The following is a 21,013-nucleotide window of genomic DNA, read 5'->3' as shown; positions in this document are numbered from 1 at the left end:
TTCGTCCCCCATTGGGACCCCCTTTTGATTTCTTGTTGAACTTTTGCAGTTGCCAGACCGCAAGATGTTTTAACAAATCAAAAGGGGTTTTAATAACTGACTTAAAGCTGAAAGCTTTCCGGAACCCCCAGCCTAGCTGGGGGTTTTCCATAGACAAAAAACAGGAGCCATGGGGCTCCTGTTTGCTTTTCTACTCCGTGCTCGCTTCAACGGGTTTTGGATGTGACGGCAGCACGCCATCGGCGCGGAACATCGCTTTAATCCCTCTGACGGCCTGGCGAATGCGGTCGCGATTCTCTATTAATGCAAAGCGTACATGGGTGTCGCCATAGTCACCAAAGCCTATCCCTGGAGAAACGCAAACCTTCGCCTCATTCAGCAGCTTCTTGGCAAACTCAAGCGATCCCATCGCCGCATATTGCTCCGGGATTTTCGCCCAGACGTACATTGAGGCTTTCGGCATTTCAACCATCCAGCCCGCCTCATGCAGCCCCTTCACCAGCACATCGCGACGACGTTTATACTGCTCGGCGATATCGCGCACGCACTGCTGATCGCCTTCCAGAGCGGCGATAGCCGCCACCTGAAGCGGGGTAAAGGTGCCATAATCGTGATAACTTTTAATGCGCGCCAGCGCGCTGACCAGGGTTTTATTGCCCACCATAAACCCAATACGCCAGCCCGCCATATTATAGCTTTTCGACAGCGTGAAAAATTCGACCGCCACGTCGCGCGCGCCGGGCACCTGCATAATGGATGGCGCTTTCCAGCCGTCGTACACGATATCGGCATACGCCAGATCGTGCACCACCAGCACATCATAACGTTTAGCCAGAGCGACCACTTTTTCAAAAAATTCCAGTTCGACGCACTGGGCCGTAGGGTTAGACGGAAAACCCAAAATCATCATTTTCGGTTTCGGATAACTTTCGCGAATAGCGCGCTCCAGCTCGTTGAAGAAATCCACCCCCTCTACCAATGGAACCGAACGCACCTGCGCCCCGGCGATAACGGCGCCATAGATATGAATCGGGTAACTGGGGTTCGGCACCAGAACCGTATCGCCATGATCCAGCGTCGCCAGCATTAAATGCGCCAGTCCCTCTTTGGAACCGATGGTCACAATCGCTTCGGTTTCCGGATCGATATCGACATTATAACGTTCCTGATACCAGTGAGAAATCGCGCGGCGTAAACGCGGTATGCCGCGGGACGTGGAATAACCGTGCGTATCCGGACGCTGCGCGACGGTGCAAAGTTTTTCGACAATGTGGGGAGGGGTTGCGCCATCAGGATTACCCATACTGAAATCAATAATATCTTCACCGCGCCGACGCGCAGCCATTTTGAGTTCAGCGGTGATGTTAAAAACATAGGGCGGAAGGCGATCGATACGCGTAAAGCGACGTTCAGGGCGGAAGTCAGCCATAATATCCTCAGATTAACGTTAGCGCCCGGACCGTCCGAGCGACGCTGCCACGATGGTGGCTCCTTTAGAAAATAGCCTGAAAATTTTCTTCCTGTCGAGAGGCTAATGAAAATATTTTTAGCGACAAAAAAGAGGAACAAGCGTAAAAACTTACTTTTTAAACGTGTCAGTTATAGCATCAAACAAATCATATTATTAACAAATTGATATCATTGAATTTACGTAACGTGGCGCGGCCGACGATAATTTCCTGTCAATAAACCTTATCTCAAATAATCCCCTTTTGATTTTGTGGTTTTTCCTCTTTAACCAAAATCCTTACTAATGATAATGGTATTCAATCATGTCATATTGCGGTGTTTTTCAGGGACATTTCCCCGAAAATAAAGATCCTTTCCGGCAAGCTGCCGCGATGAAAGCGTAAATAAGGCAGCGAACCGGATACGTATAGTAAAATAAATCCCTGTTTTCGCCTGACTAACCGCTATGACATGATGACTCAACGCGCTGGTGTTTGACCTTTCGCTCAGCAAGAGTAAAGTGAAATAATTCAGACAGTTGAAGCATTCATGCACAGGAAAGGCAATGAAAAAAAACGCGTGAGGCACGCGGTTTGAGACTGACAAGAGAATGTTTAATTGCCTGATAACGCTGCGCTTATCAGGCCTACAGATGACACACTTTTGTAGGCCGGATAACGCGTTTATGCCACCATCTGGCTTATAGAATATGACCTAATGTCTGGCGCAGATGCGCGCCGGAGCCTAACAAGCCAGGATTATCATGGACAATCAGATAGACCGGAATACCGTGTACATAATCTTTAAAGCGGCCTTTATCTTCAAAGCCACCACGGAAGCCGGACGCTTTAAAAAATTCCAGGAAGCGCGGGACAATACCGCCAGCGATATAAACGCCGCCAAATGTTCCCATGGTTAACGCCAGATCGCCGCCAAATCGCCCCATGATGACGCAAAAGAGCGACAACGCGCGGCGACAATCGATACAGCTATCCGCCAGGGCGCGTTCGGTAATATCTTTCGGGCGCAGATTTTCCGGCAAACGGTTGTCGGACTTAACAATCGCCCGGTAAAGATTCACCAGCCCCGGGCCAGACAGCACGCGCTCGGCGGAAACGTGGCCAATTTCGGCGCGCAATATTTCCAGAATCATAGCTTCTTCTTCGCTATTAGGCGCAAAATCGACATGCCCGCCTTCGCCCGGAAGGCTAATCCAACGCTTATCCACATGCACCAGATGCGCCACGCCCAAGCCGGTTCCCGCGCCATACACCGCAATAGGTTTGCCGTCTACCGGTTCGCCGCCGCCGAACTGAATTAAATGCTCTTTTTTCAGCATCGGGATCGCCATCGACACGGCGGTGAAATCGTTGATGATTTCCAGATGGCTAAAGCCGAGATTTTTTTTCATTTCCGCAATAGAAAAAGCCCAGGTATGGTTAGTCATCGCTACCCAGTCACCGGTAATCGGGCAGGCTATGGCGATACAACCATCTTCCACGCTGACGCTATGCTCATCGAGATAAACGCGCACCACGGCCTCAAGACTGGGATAATCCAGGCCGGAATACGTTTTGGCCTGCGAGATTTCTCCACTGGCGATATCACACAGGGCAAGACGCGCATTCGTGCCGCCTACATCTCCTACTAAAGCATACTTTGTCATTCTTCTACTGCTCCGCTAAAGTCAAAATAAGTCTTTGTCACACTGTAAATTCATGGGGGCATAACAACAACGGCCATCAGGCTGACTGCCTATAAATATAGATCTTCATCACAGAATTACTTTCTTGTTTCAGCACCAATTGCAGCAATGCCGTCGGGCAGGCTGTGCAAAATAGGTATACGACCCCGTGTAAGGAAGAGATTATGTTCCACCCGCGTGCCCGAACGATGCTGCTGCTGTCGCTCCCCGCGCTGATTATTGGCGTAGCGTCAAGCCTGGTTTTAATCGCTGCGATGAAAGTCGCGTCGGTTTTTCAGCAATTTCTTTGGCAACGACTGCCCACCAGCATCGGCATCGCTTATGATTCGCCGTTCTGGATAGTGGGTATGCTCACGCTAACCGGGATCGTGGTGGGTTTGATTATCCGTTACAGTCCCGGACACGCTGGCCCCGATCCGGCCATCGAACCGTTAATCAGTATGCCGGTCTCGCCATCTGCGCTACCCGGGCTGCTTCTCGCCTTAATCATCGGCCTTGCTGGTGGGGTAAGCTTGGGGCCAGAGCATCCGATAATGACAATAAATATCGCGCTGGCGGCGGCTTTCGGCTCCCGCCTGTTTCCGCGTATTACGGCGTTAGACTGGACGATTCTGGCCTCAGCGGGTACCATCGGCGCGCTGTTCGGCACGCCCGTCGCCGCAGCGCTGATTTTTTCGCAAACGCTTAGCGGCTCTAACGATATTCCCATGTGGGATCGCCTGTTTGCGCCGTTAATGGCGGCAGCGGCGGGGTCACTCACCACCAGCCTGTTCTTTCATCCGCATTTTTCGTTACCCATCGCCCATTACACGCAGATGCGGCTGGTGGACATTGCCAGCGGAGCGATCGTCGCGGCGATCGCCATTGCCGCTGGGATGGTCGCCGTCTGGTGCCTTCCGCGTCTGCATGAGTTGCTGCATCGCCTGAAAAATCCGGTCCTGATTCTCGGCATTGGCGGTTTTATACTGGGTATTCTGGGCGTCATTGGCGGGCCGCTTACCCTGTTTAAAGGCCTGGACGAAATGCAACAAATGGCGTTTAGCCAGACGTTGGGCGCGGGAGATTATTTTACCTTAACCGTCGTCAAACTCGCCGCGCTGGTCATCGCGGCGGCGAGCGGCTTTCGCGGCGGGCGCATTTTTCCGGCTGTGTTTATCGGCGCGGCGCTGGGGCTCATGCTCCATGCCCATGTTGAGGCCGTACCCGCGGCGATTACCGTCTCCTGCGCGATTCTTGGCTTAGTGCTGGTAGTGACGCGCGACGGCTGGCTCAGTCTGTTTATGGCGGCAGTCGTCGTACCGGATACCAATCTGCTGCCGCTGCTCTGCATTGTGATGCTCCCCGCCTGGCTATTGCTGGCGGGAAAACCGTTGCTGGCCGCCAACCGTCACGAACCCTAATCCGGCGCAGCGGGGGCCATTATCCCCCGTTGCGGGCTTCCAGCGCCCGGGTCACGGTACGCAGTAATTCCGGCAGATCGGCTTTTGGCAACATCACTTCAATAAATGACAGACGTTGTGGGCGCGCCAGACGTTCGAGGACCTCTGCCAGTTGGATACCCTGCGTCACCCGCCAGCACTCCGCCTGTTGCGCCGCGTTTAGCGCCGGTGGTATCTGCGTCCAGTTCCAGCTCGCGATGTCGTTGTACCGCTGGGCCGCGCCGTGAATGGCGCGCTCTACGGTATAGCCGTCATTGTTGAGCAGCAGGATGACTGGCGCCTGCCCGTCGCGTAACATCGAGCCCATCTCCTGAATCGTGAGCTGCGCCGCGCCATCGCCAATAATCAGAATCACCCGCCGATCGGGGCAGGCGGTTTGCGCGCCAAACGCGGCGGGCAAGGAATAGCCGATAGATCCCCACAGCGGCTGTACCACAACTTCCGCGCCGTCAGGAAGCGACAGCGCGGCAGCGCCAAAAGCTGCAGTCCCCTGGTCGACAAGGATAATATCTCCGGGTTTGAGATACTGCTGTAAGGTTTGCCAGAAGCTTTCCTGGGTCAGTTCTCCCTTATCAATCCGCACTGGCTGTCCGGCGGAACGCGTCGGCGGCGGCGCAAAAGCGCATTCCAGGCACAGTTCGCGCAGCGTAGACACCGCCTGCGCCATCGGGAGGTTGAACCAGGTTTCGCCGATGCGCGACGCGTAAGGCTGAATCTCCAGCGTGCGTTCCGCCGGCAATTGTTGGGTAAATCCGGCCGTAAGGGTATCGACAAAACGGGTGCCGACGCAGATAACCCTATCGGCGTCCTCTATGGCCTGACGCACTTCTTTGCTGCTGGCGCCAGCGCTATAGGTGCCAACGAAGTTCGGGTGCTGTTCATCAAAAAGCCCCTTCCCCATCAGTAGTGTCGCATGAGCAATGGGCGTTTCCGCCATCCAGCGCTGCAACAGTGGTCGTAAACCAAAACGCCCGGCAAGAAAGTCGGCCAATAGCGCAATGCGCCGACTGTTCATCAGGCACTGACGGGCGTGGTAACGAAAAGCCGTCTCCACGCCGCTTTGCGCTTCATGCACGGGCAACGCCAGCGCCTGCGTAGGCGGGATGGCCGTTTTTTTCGCCACGTCGGCGGGCAGCATGATGTATCCTGGCCTGCGTGCGGCAAGCATTTCACCCAATACGCGGTCAATCTCGAAACAGGCGTTCTGTTCATCCAATATTGCGCTGGCAACAGATATCGCCTGACTCATGCGATAAAAATGACGAAAATCGCCGTCGCCGAGGGTATGGTGCATCAATTCGCCACGCTGCTGCGCAGCGCTACAGGGCGCGCCGACGATATGCAAGACCGGGACATATTCCGCGTAACTGCCCGCGATACCGTTAATAGCGCTAAGTTCTCCCACGCCAAAGGTGGTGAGTAGCGCTCCAGCGCCCGACATGCGCGCATAGCCGTCTGCGGTATAAGCGGCGTTCAGCTCATTGGCGCATCCCACCCAACGCAAGGTCGGGTGGTCAATCACATGGTCAAGAAACTGCAAGTTATAATCGCCCGGTACGCCAAAAAGATGGCCAATGCCGCATCCTGCCAGTCTGTCCAGCAAATAGTCGGCCACGGTATAGGGGTTTTGCATGACAGCTTTCCTTCTGACGTTGACATTATGTTGAGTATTAAGGAATGGCGATGGCTGTCCAGCACGGTGGGGATGAAAGCCTGGAAAACAATGTTTACAGCGGCAAACAGTAAAAGCCGGATACCGCCTGGCGAGTGTAACCGTATACACTATTTATTCACGCCACAGGGGGAAAGGTCATGATTTATCAGCCCGATGAGAATCGTTATCACACAATGGAGTATCGTCGCTGCGGGCGCAGCGGCGTCAAACTTCCCGCCATTTCGCTGGGGTTATGGCACAACTTCGGCGATGCGACACGGGTAGAAAATAGCCGGGCGCTGCTGCAACGCGCGTTCGATCTGGGCATTACCCACTTTGATCTCGCCAATAATTATGGGCCGCCGCCGGGCTCCGCAGAATGCAATTTTGGCCGCATTCTGCAGGAAGATTTTTTACCGTGGCGTGATGAATTGATCATCTCCACCAAAGCGGGCTACACCATGTGGGATGGCCCTTATGGCGACTGGGGTTCACGGAAATACCTTATCGCCAGCCTCGATCAAAGCCTGAAACGTATGGGGCTGGAGTATGTCGATATCTTTTATCACCATCGTCCCGATCCCGAAACGCCGCTTAAAGAGACGATGAAAGCGTTAGATCACCTTGTGCGCCACGGCAAAGCGTTGTACGTGGGGATCTCTAACTATCCTGCCGATCTGGCCAGACAAGCTATCGATATTCTGGAGGATCTCGGCACGCCTTGCCTGATTCATCAGCCTAAATATTCGCTTTTTGAGCGTTGGGTAGAGGACGGGCTGCTGGCGCTGTTGCAGGAAAAAGGCGTCGGCAGTATTGCCTTCTCGCCGCTGGCGGGCGGGCAGCTCACTGACCGTTATCTGAATGGCATTCCGGAAGATTCCCGCGCGGCGAGCGGAAGCCGTTTCCTTAAACCAGAACAGATTACCGCCGACAAACTGGAAAAAGTTCGCCGGTTGAATGAACTGGCTGCACGACGGGGCCAAAAATTGTCTCAGATGGCGCTCGCCTGGGTGCTGCGTAACGATAACGTTACCTCGGTACTGATTGGCGCCAGCAAACCGTCGCAAATCGAAGACGCCGCAGGAATGCTGGCCAATCGCCGTTTTTCGGCGGCGGAATGTGCAGAAATTGACGCTATTCTGGAGGGGCGGTTTTAGCAAAAAATGCTCTCCTTCATGATTTAAGAGTTAAGGCGATGAAACAAATCTTTACTGCTTTGTAATATTGCATTAACAGGCCGGCGACGGCTCGATCGTGAAGGAGAGAAAGTATGTTCAGGTCACTGATTCTGGCGGCAGCCTTGCTGGCTTTTACACCGCTTACCGCGAATGCGGGCGAAATCACCCTGTTGCCCTCAATAAAATTACAGATTGGCGATCGCGATGATTACGGTAACTACTGGGACGGTGGTCGCTGGCGCGACCGTGATTACTGGCACAACCATTATGAATGGCGTAAAAATCGCTGGTGGCGCCATGACAACGGCTATCATCGCGGCTGGGATAAGCGTAAAGCGTATGAACGCGGTTATCGGGAAGGCTGGCGCGATCGCGACGATCATCGCGGGCGAGGCCGGGGTCACAAACATCATCACTAAGCCTCCTGCTGAATAACAGCCCGATGACGCCCACGCATCGGGCCTGCTATCTTTCTGTCTTTATGACAACCCCATCACCGTTCCAACCAGCAACCAGATATTCAGGGCGACGACCAGCACGACAATTATCCAGCCAATCTGTTTTACCCGCCGCGTGTTCACCAGCTCGCCCATTAGCGTAGCGTTACTGGTGAAAATCAGGAGCGGCACCAGCGCCAGCGCAATACCAAAACTCAGCAGCACCTGACTCATCACCAGAATTCGGGTAGGGTCCAGCCCCATCAAAATCACAATAAATGAGGGCAGCATGGTAATGGTGCGCCGTACCCACAGCGGAATGTGAAAACGGACAAACCCTTGCATCACCACCTGCCCCGCCAGAGTCCCTACCACAGTGGAGGAAAGCCCTGCCGCTACCAGACTAAGACCAAACACCGTTGCCGCCGCATGGCTTAGTAACGGTTCCAGCGTCAGGTATGCCTGATCGAGGTCGGCGATGCCGGTGTGGCCGCTAAAATGAAACGCCGCCGCGGCGGTCGCCATCATTGCCAGATTGACAAAACCGGCAATCGTCATAGCAATAGCGACATCCCATTTCGTTGCTGAGTACCGTTGTTGCCGCGTTCCGCCGTGCAGATGCTGTGTTAATGACGAGTGCAGATAAATCACGTGCGGCATAATCGTCGCGCCAAGCACGCCGGCGGCTAAGAATACGGCTTCCGGGTTCGGTAGCGCCGGGATAACCATTCCTTTGCCGAGCTGCGCCATATCAGGCTGAGAGAAAAACAGTTCCACAATGTAAGCGGCGGCGACAAAAAGCAGTAAACCGCCGATGACTTTTTCAAGCGGTTTTTGACCGCGGCGTTGTAACATTAAAATCAGAAACGTCGCGATACCGGTCAATACCGCGCCCTGTAATAAAGAGACGCCCAGGATCAGCTTAAAACCTATTGCTGCGCCGATAAATTCAGCTAAATCGGTGGCCATCGCGATGATTTCCGCCTGTACCCAGTAAAACCAGACTACCGGGCGCGGATAATGGTCGCGAATTTGCTCCGCCAGGTTCTTGCCCGTGGCGATTCCGAGTTTTGCCGAGAGGATTTGAATCAGCATCGCCATCAGGTTCGCCCAGACCACCACCCAGAGTAGCTGGTAGCCAAAGCTGGCGCCGGCCTGAATATTGGTCGCGAAGTTACCGGGATCGATATAACCAATCGCGGCAATGAACGCAGGTCCCATTAATGCGAGCCTTAGCTTGCGCGCCGCCCGTCCGCTGCTATTCTCTACGCGATTGTCAGTCATCTTTTGCCTCAAAAACATAGCCTTTGCTATGTTTCATGCTATGTTTATTGATAATGATTATCAAGTGCATTTCAATGGGTACGGGTGATTACTTTGATAGTGTGAAACGATAGACCGATACGATGACGACCTGTTTCAGAACAGTTTGGCTTAACATTACAAGATTAGCACACTGATATAACTTTTCATTTTCATATTCAGTACAGTAAAAGTGTATTACAGATCACTAATTTTGAATCTCGTCACAGGTCCTTATTATAGTGTGTGTTGGATCTCGTTTTCTTTACGGCTGTTGCATAGAATGTGCACGAAAATTAAACCTGCCTCATATTTGGAGCAAATATGGACCGCGTCCTTCATTTTGTCCTGGCGCTTGCCGTTGTTGCGGTACTCGCACTGCTGGTTAGCAGTGACCGTAAAAAAATTCGCATTCGTTACGTCATTCAGTTACTTGTTATCGAAGTATTACTGGCCTGGTTCTTCCTGAACTCGGATGTTGGCCTTGGCTTCGTAAAAGGTTTCTCCGAGATGTTTGAAAAACTGCTCGGATTTGCCAACGAAGGGACAAACTTCGTCTTTGGCAGTATGAACGATCAAGGTTTGGCGTTCTTCTTCCTGAAAGTATTGTGCCCGATCGTCTTTATTTCCGCGTTGATCGGTATTCTTCAGCATATCCGCGTTCTGCCAGTGGTCATCCGCGCTATTGGTTTCCTGTTGTCCAAAGTAAACGGTATGGGCAAACTGGAGTCTTTTAACGCCGTCAGCTCGCTGATCCTCGGCCAGTCTGAGAACTTTATCGCTTATAAAGATATCCTCGGCAAAATGTCCCGTAACCGCATGTACACCATGGCGGCGACCGCAATGTCTACCGTTTCCATGTCTATCGTGGGCGCGTATATGACCATGCTGGACCCTAAATATGTGGTCGCAGCGCTGGTTCTGAACATGTTCAGCACCTTTATCGTTCTGTCGCTGATCAACCCCTATGTCGTTGATGCCAGCGAAGAAAATATTCAGATGTCGAACCTGCATGAAGGCCAAAGTTTCTTCGAAATGCTGGGCGAGTACATTCTGGCAGGTTTTAAAGTGGCGATTATCGTCGCGGCGATGCTGATCGGCTTCATCGCGCTGATCGCGGCGCTGAACGCGCTGTTCGCAACGGTTACCGGTTGGTTCGGCTACAGCATCTCCTTCCAGGGCATTCTGGGTTACATCTTCTACCCGGTCGCATGGGTAATGGGCGTACCGTCCAGTGAAGCGCTGCAGGTAGGAAGTATCATGGCGACCAAACTGGTTTCCAACGAATTCGTGGCGATGATGGATCTGCAGAAAATCGCCTCTACCCTCTCTCCACGCGCTGAAGGCATTATCTCCGTCTTCCTGGTGTCCTTCGCGAACTTCTCTTCCATCGGTATTATTGCGGGCGCGATTAAAGGCCTGAACGAAGAGCAAGGCAACGTGGTTTCCCGTTTTGGTCTGAAACTGGTTTACGGTTCTACGCTGGTGAGCGTACTGTCCGCCTCTATCGCGGCGCTGGTACTGTAAGTCTGCGTTTAATGTAGAAACCGGGGAGCTATCCCCGGTTTTTTTATGCCGCTTATTTACCTAACGGGCGCGGGCGGCCAATCAGATATCCCTGCAAACTGTGTACGCCAAGCTGCAATAGCAGATCGCGCTGCGCAGGCGTTTCAACAAACTCAGCCACGACGCTCAACGATTTCGCTTTCGCTAAATCAGTGATGGATTTCACGATCATCGCATCCAGGGAGTCCGTCAGAATATCTTTTACGAAACAACCGTCGATTTTAATGATGTCCGCCTTGAGGCGTTTTAGCCGTTCATAGTTTGCATAGCCGGTGCCGAAATCATCAATGGCGATTTTTAGGCCAAACTTACGCAGCTGGTTGATATTGTGCATACTGATTTCGGAATGAGAGAAGGCCTGTTCTTCAGTAATTTCGATGATGACCGAAGCAGGCGGGACGCCATAGCGTTTAAAAAGCTGCATAATGCGCGACGCCGTCTCTTTTTGCAGCAGCGTCAGCGGCATCAAATTAACCGAGAAACGCGCCCCCTGCTCCGCCGAAGGATGCGCGGACAACCATTGCAGGAGCGCTTCCATCACCTGCATATCAAACCGTACACTCAGGTTAAACTGGGCGATAAGCGGAATGAACTGATTGGGCATCATGATACCGTCGTCGCACCGAAGCCGCGTCAGAATCTCGTCATACCCTTTTCCCTGCGCGTCGCGAATGGGTTGCGCATACAAAACTAGCGCGCCGCGCTCCAGCGCCTGACGGATTTTCTGCAACCGCAGCACCCGTTCCGTCGTCTGCCCGGAAGCGGCTTCAATACTCTGGGTCAGTGCAAGCACCCGACGATGCGAGCAGGATTGCTCCGCCAGCCAGCTTAATTGCCCCAACAGCGGTTGCAAGGTTTCCTGGCGACCATCGAATGTTCCCCACGATGCGCCGTATTCCATGTCCAGACCGGTATTGTTCCAGTAAATTTTGCGGTTATTAAGCACATTGAGCATATATTGCAGGCGGGCTTCCGTCTCCGGTCCCGTCAATACCAGCAATAATTCACTGCCCGGCAGATGGAAAATTTTCTCCTTTTCCAGCAGCAGCGGCTGCAACACGCGAAACACCTCGCGTTCGCAATGCACGCGCATCTGCATACCGTAATGACGGCTCAGAAATTCCAGGTTTTCCATGCGTAAATAACACACGCTTTGCCCGGCATCCTGTAAAAGAAACTGCTCCAGCGCACGCAGGTTAGGCAGTTGCGTCAACGGATCGGTCAATGCCTGCGAGTGCCACTGTCGATTCAACCATTCGCTACGCTGATTAATCCGCGCCATGTACAACAAACAAATACTAAAAGAAATGAGAACTGAAAGGATAAATGCCAGCGAATATTCTGAGCCCACGCCCTGCAGAAAATTGCGGTTATAGCTAAGCAGGAATAGCGCAGTGAGAGCCCAACTAAAATTCAACAGCGGATAGCTGATTTTCCCCACGCCGATGGTAAATCCAATGAACAGGACTGGCACCAGATAGCCAGCAATATACTTTGTCTCGAAAGGCGTACACAGCACCGCTAATAGCGTCGCCAGAGTGGCAAACCAGAGAAGCGTAAACAGGCGTTTTTCTTTGGCGAGATAAGGAGCGACATCCCTCCGCCAGAAAATACGAATATAGTGCGGGCTGACTATCATCCGCAGCGGATAATAGAAAAAGAGGGTAAAAATAAGCGCGGCAGAAATCAGACTCAATAAATCAACAATCGAGAAAATAGCGGTGCCGGTGCCAAAGAAGGTAGAGATGGTCACCGGGAAAGCCAGGTAGTGCCCCGCCAGATGCATACTGATTTTTATGCCAAACGGCGTCATTAACCCTAACCAGAAAACGCGTAGCCAGATGCCTTGGTTGGGTATTCCGTAGCGCCAGCGCGCGCCCAGCTGCCAGCGTACGATAGCGCAAACCAGCAACACGGGAAACGTCTGGCAAAATAGCAGCACCATCGCCTGTGGCAGAGGTAAATGAAAATTCCATTCATTAGTCAACATCATTCCGCCTACCATCGGCGCGACGCCACGGCGGCCAAATAAGAACAGCACGGAAAACATGACGCAGAGCGGTAGCCAGGCCAGAAAGATATAGCTGGAATCAATTGTGGCGCGGGGAGAAATGAGACGAGATAGCAGAATAGCCGGAACGGTCAGGCAGAAGGCCAGTAAGAATATTTTTATATTTTTTAATACGTTACACTTATCCGGCATTGCTTTAATGCTCACATCATTATATAAGGCGCATGAATAATAAGTATATTCGCATTATGAAGCAATCTAACAAAAGCTCATATTGACCGCAAAAGCAGCGGCAAACAAACGCACCTGAAGAGCAGCTCAGACGCCATGAATTTTGTGACAAAAAGCAAAAACCCCCGCTTTTCAGCGAGGGTTTGAATGTTGGTGGAGCTAAGCGGGATCGAACCGCTGACCTCTTGCATGCCATGCAAGCGCTCTCCCAGCTGAGCTATAGCCCCATAATGCTTTTACGTATACGCCAAATTTATCGGGAGTAAATTTGGTGGAGCTAAGCGGGATCGAACCGCTGACCTCTTGCATGCCATGCAAGCGCTCTCCCAGCTGAGCTATAGCCCCACTACGTAAAGCTTGTCGAGTTGACGGGCGGCATCATATGAATTCCCTCGGCATGTGTCAACGGCAAAATGAACTTGCCGAATTCAATCGCTGAAAAAGCATTCAAATAAAGGACATTGCGGCACAACTCGCATTCAGTAGTTAAACACGTCACGGTTTCGACTAAAATGGTGCTATAAAATGAACCACTAATTAACCCCACGACTATTCAGGGAATCGTTATGTTCAAGGAACGGATGACGCCAGAAGAACTCGCTAATCTCACCGGTTACAGCCGACAAACCATCAATAAATGGGTACGGAAAGAAGGCTGGGCAACATCGCCCAAACCTGGCGTCCAGGGCGGTAAAGCCCGTCTGGTTCATGTAAACGAACAGGTTCGTGAATATATCCGCAGCGCTGAACGTTCAGTTGACCATCACGCAGACACATTCACGCCTGCCAGCAACGCATCGCTTGAAGCGCTGCTCATGACGCTCGCCAAAGAGATGACCTCATCCGAGCAGAAACAGTTTACCTCTCTCCTCGTGCGTGAAGGGATTACCGGTTTGTTACAACGCTTAGGGATACGCGATAGCAAATAATATGAAAAGATTACGCAGTAAAATGACCACTGAAGAGCTGGCTGAATGCCTCGGCGTGGCCAGACAAACCGTCAATCGCTGGATCAGAGAACAACACTGGAAAACCGAAAAATTTCCCGGCGTCAAAGGCGGACGCGCAAGACTCATCCATATTGATGCCAGCGTGCGGGAGTTTATTCTCAATATTCCGGCTTTTCGCAAACTGCCTGCGTTTTATCAGGCGGAAGAGGCTTTCGCAGAATATGCGAACGCGGCGCACAGTCACGCTTATCGACAAATTATTGATGCCGTTGAAAATATGTCTGCTCAGGAACAGGAAAAACTGGCGCTGTTTTTATCACGGGAAGGTATTCGCGGATTTCTGACGCGTTTAGGTATCAATGAGGCGGACTAACAAATAATAAACGGCAGGCGTCTGCCCTGCCGTTTATTCTGTTTCAGCTGGCGTTACTGCTGACTTTCACGCTCGGCGATAAAGCCCAGCGCTTTGTTGATACGCTCAATGCTGCGGGTTTTACCAATCGCATGTACGGTGACATCCAGCGCAGGCGACTGCCCGGCACCGGTCACAGCCACACGCAGCGGCATCCCTACTTTACCCATCCCCACTTCCAGCTCATCCGCCGTGGCCTGAATCGCGTGGTGGACGTTTTCTGCTGACCAGTCCGTAATCGCCGACAGCTTGTCGCGCACCACTTCCAGCGGCTGACGCGCCACCGGGCGGAGGTGTTTTTTCGCCGCATCGGCGTCAAACTCGCTGAAGTCTTCATAGAAGTAGCGGCAGCTCTGCGCCATCTCTTTCAGAGTTTTGCAGCGTTCGCCCAGCAACTTCACCAGCTCAGCAAGCTGCGGGCCGTTACGGGTGTCGATATTTTCCTGCTCGATATGCCACTGCAAATGCGTCGCCACATATTCCGGCGCCAGCGTATTGATATAGTGGTGGTTCAGCCACAGCAGTTTATCGGTGTTGAACGCGCTCGCAGACTTGCTCACCGCACCGAGGGAGAACAGCTTGATCATCTCTTCGCGGGTGAAGATTTCCTGATCGCCGCTGGACCAGCCCAGACGCACCAGATAGTTCAGCAACGCTTCCGGCAGATAACCGTCATCGCGATACTGCATCACGCTCACCGCACCGTGACGTTTAGACAGCTTTTTACCGTCGTCGCCGTTAATCATCGACACATGTGCGTACATCGGCACCGGCGCGTTTAACGCTTTCAGAATGTTAATCTGGCGCGGAGTATTGTTGATATGGTCTTCGCCACGAATCACATGGGTAATTTCCATATCCCAGTCGTCCACCACCACACAGAAGTTGTAGGTTGGGGAACCGTCGGTACGACGAATGATCAGATCGTCCAGTTCCTGATTGCTGAATTCGATCGGGCCACGGATCTGATCATCAAAAATAACGGAACCGTCCTGCGGGTTGGCAAAGCGCACCACGCATGGCTCATCGTCGGCATGATGTTCGTGGCTGTGACGGCAACGCCCGTCATAACGCGGCTTCTCGCCTTTCGCCATCTGATCTTCACGCAGTTGCTCCAGACGCTCTTTAGAGCAGTAGCATTTATAGGCCGTTCCCGCCTCCAGCATCTCGTCAATCACCGCGTTATAGCGATCAAAACGTTTGGTCTGGAAATATGGGCCTTCGTCCCATTCCAGGTTCAGCCAGTTCATACCATCCATGATGGCTTCAATGGCTTCCGGCGTGGAACGCTCAAGATCGGTGTCTTCAATACGCAGCACGAATTCACCGCCGTGGTGACGTGCGAAAAGCCAGGAATAAAGAGCAGTACGCGCGCCGCCGACGTGCAGATAACCTGTCGGGCTAGGCGCGAAGCGAGTTTTGATTTTCATGAAATGGCCTTACGTTTATAAAGATGCCGACAACCGGCAAATCCTGGAAAGATGAATAGCCTTGTATTCTATCACTGTGGCTTGATTCCTCAATGTTGATCCGGTCAGAACGCTGCGCTTTGCTATTTCCGTATAGAAATCATGCAGTGCGGGGTAATTCACGATCGTTTTGTTTAATTTTACGACGAACAAACAAAAACTTTAGAAAATGCGTTGACTCATTTTCAACTCTCCCTATAATGCGACTCCACACAGCGGGGGTGATTAGCTCAGCTGGGAGAGCACCTCCCTTACAAGGAGGGGGTCGGCGGTTCGATCCCGTCATCACCCACCAACTACTTTATGTAGTCTCCGCCGTGTAGATAAGAAATTGAGAAGTGGGTGATTAGCTCAGCTGGGAGAGCACCTCCCTTACAAGGAGGGGGTCGGCGGTTCGATCCCGTCATCACCCACCACTTTCTCGCCAGCTAAATTTCTTATTGTGAAGTACCGAAGTGGGTGATTAGCTCAGCTGGGAGAGCACCTCCCTTACAAGGAGGGGGTCGGCGGTTCGATCCCGTCATCACCCACCACTTCGGGTCGTTAGCTCAGTTGGTAGAGCAGTTGACTTTTAATCAATTGGTCGCAGGTTCGAATCCTGCACGACCCACCAATGTAAAAAAGCGCCCTAAAGGCGCTTTTTTGCTATCTGCGATATGTTCGGGTCTTGCCTGATGCGCTGCGCTTATCAGGCCTACAGACGACACCGCACACGTAGGCCGGATAAGACGTTAGTCGCCATCCGGCGCAGACGACACCGCACGCGTAGGCCGGATAAGACGTTAATCGCCATCCGGCACAGACGACACCGCACACGTAGGCCGGATAAGACGTTAGTCGCCATCCGGCACAGACATCATACCGTCAACGCCGCCACCAGTTTCTCCAGTGCTGGCGTTGCCTGCTGCTGGTCATACACAATATACAAATCCGCCGGAATACGTTCCTCTAACGGACGGAACACCACACCCGGCCAGCTCATTTGCGCATAGCCATCAGCCATCAACGTAATCCCGATCCCCATACTGATCATCGCCAACACCGTTTGCGGCTCAACCACTTCCCGAATAATCATTGGCGAGAAACCCGCCTGTTGGCATACACGTTGTAAAAATCCCCAATCAGAATGTACGGAAGGCAACGTAACAAAATATTCATTGCGCAACGCCGCCAACGGCACAGAATCTCTGGATGCCAGATCGTGATCTTCCGGAACTGCAACCATGAATGCAGATTCATGCAAACGTATGCTGGTAAAACCGACTGCTGGTTCGATAGCCATACGCCAGATCCCTGCATCAAGTTCCCGACGCTCTAACAACGCCATTTGCATACCTGGAGACTTTTCGCGAAAAAGTACTTCAACATTGGGATTTGCTTTCAAAAAGTGACGCATCGCAGGACGCATTCTTCCCCACAGCGCCGTACCAACCACACCCAGTTCAATGCGCCCCGCTTCACCGCGACCAATCTGCTCCACTCGCGCCAGCGCCTGATTTGCATTGGCTAACAAGCGACGTGACTCCTCCATTAAAACTTTCCCGGCATGGGTTATGCAACGCTGCGGGAATGACGAATAAACAGCAATGTACCCAGTTGCTGTTCAAGTTCTTTGATATGGATACTCAAGGGAGGTTGTGACATATTTAACCGGGCAGCAGCCCGGCCAAAATGCAATTCTTCTGCAACAGCGAGGAAATAACGTAATAGCTTTAGATCAATACGATGGGCTCGTTCCATCACTATCGCACTCCAGGAATAAGGGATAACGTCTGGAATTTACCATATTACCTAGTAAAAAATAGATTTAACGACAAGATACCCAATATACATAAATACAATAGATAATACCCCGGGTAAAACATTTGGTGCGGGAATAGGTATACGGCATAAAGTAAAAAATGCGCCAATACCAAATCCAATACCGGAGGAGAGAATAATTTCTTTCATGCTGTGTCCTTGTTCATAAAAATGGACTGGCGAACATCCTCTCGCCAGTCAAATAAAATTAATGTGCTAATGATTTGGTCGACAGTTTTTCTGGATGGTGCTGATATTTAAAGAACAATGCAAAAATAACGGCCAATGCCAGAGCGTAGGCGGCAAAGACCAGCCAGATGGTTTGCCAATCTTTTACGCCATCAATAGAAAAATAATCCACGGCCATACCGCTTAAAAGAGACCCAATCCACGCCCCCACGCCGTTAACCATGGTCATAAACAACCCCTGCGCGCTGGCGCGAATACTTGAGTCCACCTCCTGCTCTACAAATACTGACCCTGAGATGTTGAAGAAATCAAATGCGCAGCCATAAACAATCATCGACAGCAGCAGTAGCACAAAGCCAAACGGGGATGGATCGCCAAAGGCAAAGAAGCCGAAACGCAGCGTCCACGCCAGCATACTCATCAGCATTACCGTTTTAATACCAAAGCGTTTAAGGAAGAACGGAATGGTGAGGATAAAGCCCACTTCCGCCATCTGCGAAACTGAAAGCAAGATAGAGGGATACTTCACCACAAAACTATCGGCAAACTCAGGATTACGGGCAAAATCATGCAGGAATGGATTACCGAAGACATTGGTAATTTGCAGCACCGCCCCCAACATCATCGCAAACAAAAAGAAGATTGCCATGCGTGGATTTTTAAACAGAACAAAAGCATCCAGTCCGAGCTTACTGGCAAGCGTGGTGTTCGCCTTCTTCTCGGCTACCGGAATTTTCGGTAACGTCAGCGCATACAGGGCCAGCAATAGCGATGCGCCAGAAGCGATGTATAATTGCGCACTGCTCAGTTCCAGCCCCATCAGGCTCACCGTCCACATCGCAACAATAAAACCTATTGTGCCGAAAACGCGCACAGGCGGAAATGACGTTACCGGATCCTGACCTGCTTTCGCCAGACAGGAGTACGAAACGCTATTGGATAATGCAATCGTTGGCATATACGCCATCGCATTAACCAACATCACCCAGAACATCATCTGGGGATCGGTAACGGTGGTGGCGTACAATAACGCCCCCGCGCAAACCAGATGGCAAAGCATGTAGGCTCGCTCAGCGCGCAGCCATTTATCAGCAATGATCCCCATAATGCCCGGCATGATAATCGCTGCCAACCCTTTTGAGCTGTAGACCATACCGACATTCGCGCCGGTAAAATCCAGAGTGTTGATCATGTAAGAGCCCAGGGTAACCAGCCAGCTCCCCCAGATAAAATATTGCAAGAACGACATGACTTTTAAGCGGGACGTAATACCCATTTTTTATTCCTTGCCGTGAGATAAAGCCCCAATACGGGGCCGTAGTCATTGTGTTTAGGCCAGCTTATGTAAAAAGCCGCAAATCAGATTGATAAAGTTCTGCCGGGAAAGTTCAGCCGCCGCCAGCGTTTGCGCATGGGAGAGTTTTACATCGCCCAGCCCTTCCGCCAGATTGGTGATCGCTGAGACGGCAACAACTTTGAGACCACAATGACGTGCGCTAATCACCTCAGGGACAACGGACATTCCGACCACATCGCCGCCAATAATCTGCATCATGCGGATTTCTGCCGCCGTTTCGAAGTTCGGACCCGGATAAGAAACAAATACGCCTTCAGTGAGGGGGAATCCCTCCTCTGCCGCAACGGACTGAAGCATGGCGCGATAATCCGCGTCATAAGCATTAGCCAGCGAGAAGAAGCGATCGCCATAACGATCATCGTTTGGCCCCACCATCGGCGTACCGGGCATCGTATTAATGTGATCGCTAAGCGCAACCAGGCTACCCGACCCCACTTCCGGACGCAGAGATCCTGCCGCATTGGTGCAGAACAACACTTCACAGCCCAGTAATTTCAACGTGCGAATGGCATCGGTCATCACCGCCATTCCACGCCCTTCATAAAAATGTCCTCGGCCTTTCATACAGGCCACCGGAACCCCCGCCAGATGGCCGAGCACCAGTTCACCAGCATGGCCGTGTACGGTGCTGACGGGAAATCCCGGCAATTTCTCGTAAGAAATGGCTACCGCATCTTCGATTTGATCCGCCAGAGCACCCAACCCGGAGCCTAAAATAAACGCGACTCGCGGGGTAAATGCCGGTTTATGTGCATGAATAATATCAATACAATACTCAGGATTATGAGAAAAAAGAGCGTGAGGCATAAGTTTCCTTGTTCTATCGGATTTAATTTGACTCCTTTTTATAACGACCATCGCCCCTTGCTGACCAATACACTTTTCACGTGTCATCAATAGCCATTTAATATCGATAGATTTAGATCGCTTCTGTATTAATACAGAGGGAAAACAATATTGGTTTTTGCTTGCACTTCATATTAACAATATGCCGCTTTCATATTTATAAATTGCCTCTTTTTAATTAACCCATTAATAATTATCGGCATAGGGAAATATGCTATGAAAAAAATTCTTACTCTGACGCTTTCTTCTTTACTCATTATTCCCGCACTCACCCATGCGGAATTTAAAGGCGGGTTCGCCGATATCGGCCTCCATTACCTCGACTGGACATCAGACACCACGGAAAAAACCAGTAAAAAATCCCATAAAGATGATTTTGGGTACCTGGAACTGGAAGGCGGAGCGAATTTTAGCTGGGGAGAAATGTACGGGTTCTTCGACTGGGAAAATTTTTACAATGGCCGCCACGCTAAACCAGGCAGCGAACAGCGTTACACCTTTAAAAATACCAACCGTATTTATCTGGGCGATACAGGATTAAACCTCTATCTCCATGCCTACGGGACGTACGGTTCACCTCATCGCGCTAATTTCCATGATGACATGTTTCTCTATGGTTTAGGCTATAACTTCACAGGTAACGGTTACTGGTTTAAACCCTTCTTTGCCAAACGTTATACCGATCAGACCTACTACACAGGCGATAATGGTTATGTATTAGGTTGGGTGGCCGGCTATAGCTTCTCGTTGGGTAGTGAGAAATTCAGCGTAACGAACTGGAATGAGTATGAGTTTGACCGCGATGCGTCCTACGCTGCGGGCAATGGCGGGAAAGATGGCATTAATGGCGCAGTAGCGCTGTGGTGGAATGCGACTCCTCACCTGACCGCAGGAGTACAATATCGTTACGCTGATAATAAGTTAGGAGAATCCTTCCTGCAGGATGGCATTATTTATTCCATCAAATACCTGTTTTAACACACAGCCCTGTCAAAAATGGCAGGGCAAGACCGCACCT

16 protein-coding genes, 6 tRNA genes and 1 pseudogene are annotated in these 21,013 nt (G+C 51.5%); 11 read left to right on the top strand and 12 right to left on the bottom strand.

Annotation, left to right across the window (positions count from 1 at the left end; translation table 11 throughout):
- Positions 1 to 190: 190 nt before the first annotated feature.
- On the bottom strand, positions 191 to 1,429 hold the full coding sequence (gene alaC, locus ACLJR2_RS11980) for an alanine transaminase (RefSeq protein WP_000763123.1): 1,239 nt from the start codon (positions 1,427 to 1,429) through the stop codon (positions 191 to 193).
- A gap of 720 nt (positions 1,430 to 2,149) precedes the next feature.
- Complete coding sequence (gene glk, locus ACLJR2_RS11975) at positions 2,150 to 3,115, bottom strand: glucokinase (protein ID WP_000170380.1); 966 nt, start codon at positions 3,113 to 3,115, stop codon at positions 2,150 to 2,152.
- A gap of 203 nt (positions 3,116 to 3,318) precedes the next feature.
- Between glk and ACLJR2_RS11970 the strand changes: the two genes are divergently transcribed.
- Positions 3,319 to 4,554, top strand: a complete 1,236-nt coding sequence (locus ACLJR2_RS11970; RefSeq protein WP_000468922.1) for an ion channel protein — start codon at positions 3,319 to 3,321, stop codon at positions 4,552 to 4,554.
- 19 nt (positions 4,555 to 4,573) lie between these two features.
- Here ACLJR2_RS11970 and ACLJR2_RS11965 read toward each other — a convergent pair whose 3' ends face one another.
- Complete coding sequence (locus ACLJR2_RS11965; protein ID WP_001180879.1) at positions 4,574 to 6,226, bottom strand: alpha-keto acid decarboxylase family protein; 1,653 nt, start codon at positions 6,224 to 6,226, stop codon at positions 4,574 to 4,576.
- 179 nt (positions 6,227 to 6,405) lie between these two features.
- On the opposite strand from ACLJR2_RS11965, the gene mgrA reads away from it, so the two are divergent.
- Together mgrA and ypeC are read left to right on the top strand one after the other, a co-directional pair.
- Positions 6,406 to 7,404, top strand: a complete 999-nt coding sequence (mgrA, locus tag ACLJR2_RS11960) for an L-glyceraldehyde 3-phosphate reductase (protein WP_000640280.1) — start codon at positions 6,406 to 6,408, stop codon at positions 7,402 to 7,404.
- A 113-nt stretch (positions 7,405 to 7,517) separates the two neighbouring features.
- Complete coding sequence (gene ypeC, locus ACLJR2_RS11955; RefSeq protein ID WP_000490096.1) at positions 7,518 to 7,844, top strand: DUF2502 domain-containing protein YpeC; 327 nt, start codon at positions 7,518 to 7,520, stop codon at positions 7,842 to 7,844.
- Positions 7,845 to 7,904: 60 nt separating this feature from the next.
- On the opposite strand, the gene ACLJR2_RS11950 is transcribed toward ypeC, so the two are convergent.
- On the bottom strand, positions 7,905 to 9,146 hold the full coding sequence (locus tag ACLJR2_RS11950) for an Nramp family divalent metal transporter (protein ID WP_000131734.1): 1,242 nt from the start codon (positions 9,144 to 9,146) through the stop codon (positions 7,905 to 7,907).
- Positions 9,147 to 9,488: 342 nt separating this feature from the next.
- Between ACLJR2_RS11950 and nupC the strand changes: the two genes are divergently transcribed.
- Positions 9,489 to 10,691 carry a nucleoside permease NupC gene (gene nupC / locus ACLJR2_RS11945; RefSeq protein WP_000376347.1) on the top strand — a complete coding sequence of 401 codons (1,203 nt, stop codon included), beginning with the start codon at positions 9,489 to 9,491 and terminating at the stop codon, positions 10,689 to 10,691.
- A 52-nt stretch (positions 10,692 to 10,743) separates the two neighbouring features.
- Here nupC and ACLJR2_RS11940 read toward each other — a convergent pair whose 3' ends face one another.
- The 3 genes from ACLJR2_RS11940 to ACLJR2_RS11930 all read right to left on the bottom strand — a co-directional run bounded on the left by ACLJR2_RS11940 (position 10,744) and on the right by ACLJR2_RS11930 (position 13,317).
- Entirely contained in the window at positions 10,744 to 12,933 is a 2,190-nt protein-coding gene (locus ACLJR2_RS11940) for a sensor domain-containing phosphodiesterase (protein ID WP_001112941.1), read from the bottom strand.
- A gap of 190 nt (positions 12,934 to 13,123) precedes the next feature.
- Positions 13,124 to 13,199 (bottom strand) — tRNA-Ala (locus ACLJR2_RS11935).
- A 42-nt stretch (positions 13,200 to 13,241) separates the two neighbouring features.
- Positions 13,242 to 13,317 (bottom strand) — tRNA-Ala (locus ACLJR2_RS11930).
- A gap of 221 nt (positions 13,318 to 13,538) precedes the next feature.
- Here ACLJR2_RS11930 and ACLJR2_RS11925 point away from each other — a divergent pair.
- Positions 13,539 to 13,901, top strand: a complete 363-nt coding sequence (locus tag ACLJR2_RS11925; RefSeq protein WP_000472034.1) for a MerR family transcriptional regulator — start codon at positions 13,539 to 13,541, stop codon at positions 13,899 to 13,901.
- A 1-nt stretch (position 13,902) separates the two neighbouring features.
- The gene (locus ACLJR2_RS11920) at positions 13,903 to 14,295 is read left to right on the top strand and encodes a MerR family transcriptional regulator (RefSeq protein ID WP_000826514.1); all 393 of its coding nucleotides are present in this window, start codon (positions 13,903 to 13,905) and stop codon (positions 14,293 to 14,295) included.
- Between the two features lie 53 nt (positions 14,296 to 14,348).
- On the opposite strand, the gene gltX is transcribed toward ACLJR2_RS11920, so the two are convergent.
- Entirely contained in the window at positions 14,349 to 15,764 is a 1,416-nt protein-coding gene (gene gltX / locus ACLJR2_RS11915; RefSeq protein WP_000695623.1) for a glutamate--tRNA ligase, read from the bottom strand.
- A 258-nt stretch (positions 15,765 to 16,022) separates the two neighbouring features.
- Here gltX and ACLJR2_RS11910 point away from each other — a divergent pair.
- The 4 genes from ACLJR2_RS11910 to ACLJR2_RS11895 all read left to right on the top strand — a co-directional run bounded on the left by ACLJR2_RS11910 (position 16,023) and on the right by ACLJR2_RS11895 (position 16,416).
- Positions 16,023 to 16,098 (top strand) — tRNA-Val (locus ACLJR2_RS11910).
- A 45-nt stretch (positions 16,099 to 16,143) separates the two neighbouring features.
- Positions 16,144 to 16,219, top strand: a tRNA-Val gene (locus ACLJR2_RS11905).
- Between the two features lie 41 nt (positions 16,220 to 16,260).
- Positions 16,261 to 16,336: transfer RNA gene (locus tag ACLJR2_RS11900), tRNA-Val, on the top strand.
- Between the two features lie 4 nt (positions 16,337 to 16,340).
- Positions 16,341 to 16,416: transfer RNA gene (locus tag ACLJR2_RS11895), tRNA-Lys, on the top strand.
- Between the two features lie 243 nt (positions 16,417 to 16,659).
- Here ACLJR2_RS11895 and ACLJR2_RS11890 read toward each other — a convergent pair.
- From ACLJR2_RS11890 to xapA, 4 genes and pseudogenes are all read right to left on the bottom strand, one after another.
- Positions 16,660 to 17,543 (bottom strand): annotated as a pseudogene (locus tag ACLJR2_RS11890) (LysR family transcriptional regulator).
- A gap of 51 nt (positions 17,544 to 17,594) precedes the next feature.
- Complete coding sequence (locus ACLJR2_RS11885) at positions 17,595 to 17,753, bottom strand: XapX domain-containing protein (protein WP_000658727.1); 159 nt, start codon at positions 17,751 to 17,753, stop codon at positions 17,595 to 17,597.
- A gap of 58 nt (positions 17,754 to 17,811) precedes the next feature.
- Positions 17,812 to 19,068 carry a nucleoside permease gene (locus ACLJR2_RS11880; RefSeq protein ID WP_000513236.1) on the bottom strand — a complete coding sequence of 419 codons (1,257 nt, stop codon included), beginning with the start codon at positions 19,066 to 19,068 and terminating at the stop codon, positions 17,812 to 17,814.
- A 54-nt stretch (positions 19,069 to 19,122) separates the two neighbouring features.
- Positions 19,123 to 19,956: a xanthosine phosphorylase gene (gene xapA / locus ACLJR2_RS11875; RefSeq protein ID WP_001533702.1), complete on the bottom strand. Its 834-nt coding sequence runs from the start codon at positions 19,954 to 19,956 to the stop codon at positions 19,123 to 19,125.
- Positions 19,957 to 20,211: 255 nt separating this feature from the next.
- Between xapA and ACLJR2_RS11870 the strand changes: the two genes are divergently transcribed.
- Positions 20,212 to 20,973, top strand: a complete 762-nt coding sequence (locus tag ACLJR2_RS11870; protein ID WP_000722926.1) for an outer membrane protein — start codon at positions 20,212 to 20,214, stop codon at positions 20,971 to 20,973.
- Positions 20,974 to 21,013: the final 40 nt, after the last annotated feature.

The organism is Salmonella sp. SAL03688 (genome assembly GCF_046551895.1).
Lineage (GTDB): Bacteria > Pseudomonadota > Gammaproteobacteria > Enterobacterales > Enterobacteriaceae > Salmonella > Salmonella enterica.
The sequence above is the reverse complement of the archived record's forward strand: the minus strand, read 5'-3'. Positions and strand labels throughout refer to the sequence as shown.

What these genes read in the sequence shown, in the direction of transcription:
- nupC (WP_000376347.1), top strand. Translation starts at nt 9,489, where the DNA reads ATGGACCGCGTCCTTCATTTTGTCCTGGCGCTTGCCGTTGTTGCGGTA.
- ACLJR2_RS11870 (WP_000722926.1), top strand. Translation starts at nt 20,212, where the DNA reads ATGAAAAAAATTCTTACTCTGACGCTTTCTTCTTTACTCATTATTCCC.
- glk (WP_000170380.1), bottom strand. Translation starts at nt 3,115, where the DNA reads ATGACAAAGTATGCTTTAGTAGGAGATGTAGGCGGCACGAATGCGCGT.
- gltX (WP_000695623.1), bottom strand. Translation starts at nt 15,764, where the DNA reads ATGAAAATCAAAACTCGCTTCGCGCCTAGCCCGACAGGTTATCTGCAC.
- ACLJR2_RS11965 (WP_001180879.1), bottom strand. Translation starts at nt 6,226, where the DNA reads ATGCAAAACCCCTATACCGTGGCCGACTATTTGCTGGACAGACTGGCA.
- xapA (WP_001533702.1), bottom strand. Translation starts at nt 19,956, where the DNA reads ATGCCTCACGCTCTTTTTTCTCATAATCCTGAGTATTGTATTGATATT.
- ACLJR2_RS11920 (WP_000826514.1), top strand. Translation starts at nt 13,903, where the DNA reads ATGAAAAGATTACGCAGTAAAATGACCACTGAAGAGCTGGCTGAATGC.
- ACLJR2_RS11880 (WP_000513236.1), bottom strand. Translation starts at nt 19,068, where the DNA reads ATGGGTATTACGTCCCGCTTAAAAGTCATGTCGTTCTTGCAATATTTT.
- ACLJR2_RS11925 (WP_000472034.1), top strand. Translation starts at nt 13,539, where the DNA reads ATGTTCAAGGAACGGATGACGCCAGAAGAACTCGCTAATCTCACCGGT.
- ACLJR2_RS11940 (WP_001112941.1), bottom strand. Translation starts at nt 12,933, where the DNA reads ATGCCGGATAAGTGTAACGTATTAAAAAATATAAAAATATTCTTACTG.
- alaC (WP_000763123.1), bottom strand. Translation starts at nt 1,429, where the DNA reads ATGGCTGACTTCCGCCCTGAACGTCGCTTTACGCGTATCGATCGCCTT.
- mgrA (WP_000640280.1), top strand. Translation starts at nt 6,406, where the DNA reads ATGATTTATCAGCCCGATGAGAATCGTTATCACACAATGGAGTATCGT.
- ACLJR2_RS11885 (WP_000658727.1), bottom strand. Translation starts at nt 17,753, where the DNA reads ATGAAAGAAATTATTCTCTCCTCCGGTATTGGATTTGGTATTGGCGCA.
- ACLJR2_RS11950 (WP_000131734.1), bottom strand. Translation starts at nt 9,146, where the DNA reads ATGACTGACAATCGCGTAGAGAATAGCAGCGGACGGGCGGCGCGCAAG.
- ypeC (WP_000490096.1), top strand. Translation starts at nt 7,518, where the DNA reads ATGTTCAGGTCACTGATTCTGGCGGCAGCCTTGCTGGCTTTTACACCG.
- ACLJR2_RS11970 (WP_000468922.1), top strand. Translation starts at nt 3,319, where the DNA reads ATGTTCCACCCGCGTGCCCGAACGATGCTGCTGCTGTCGCTCCCCGCG.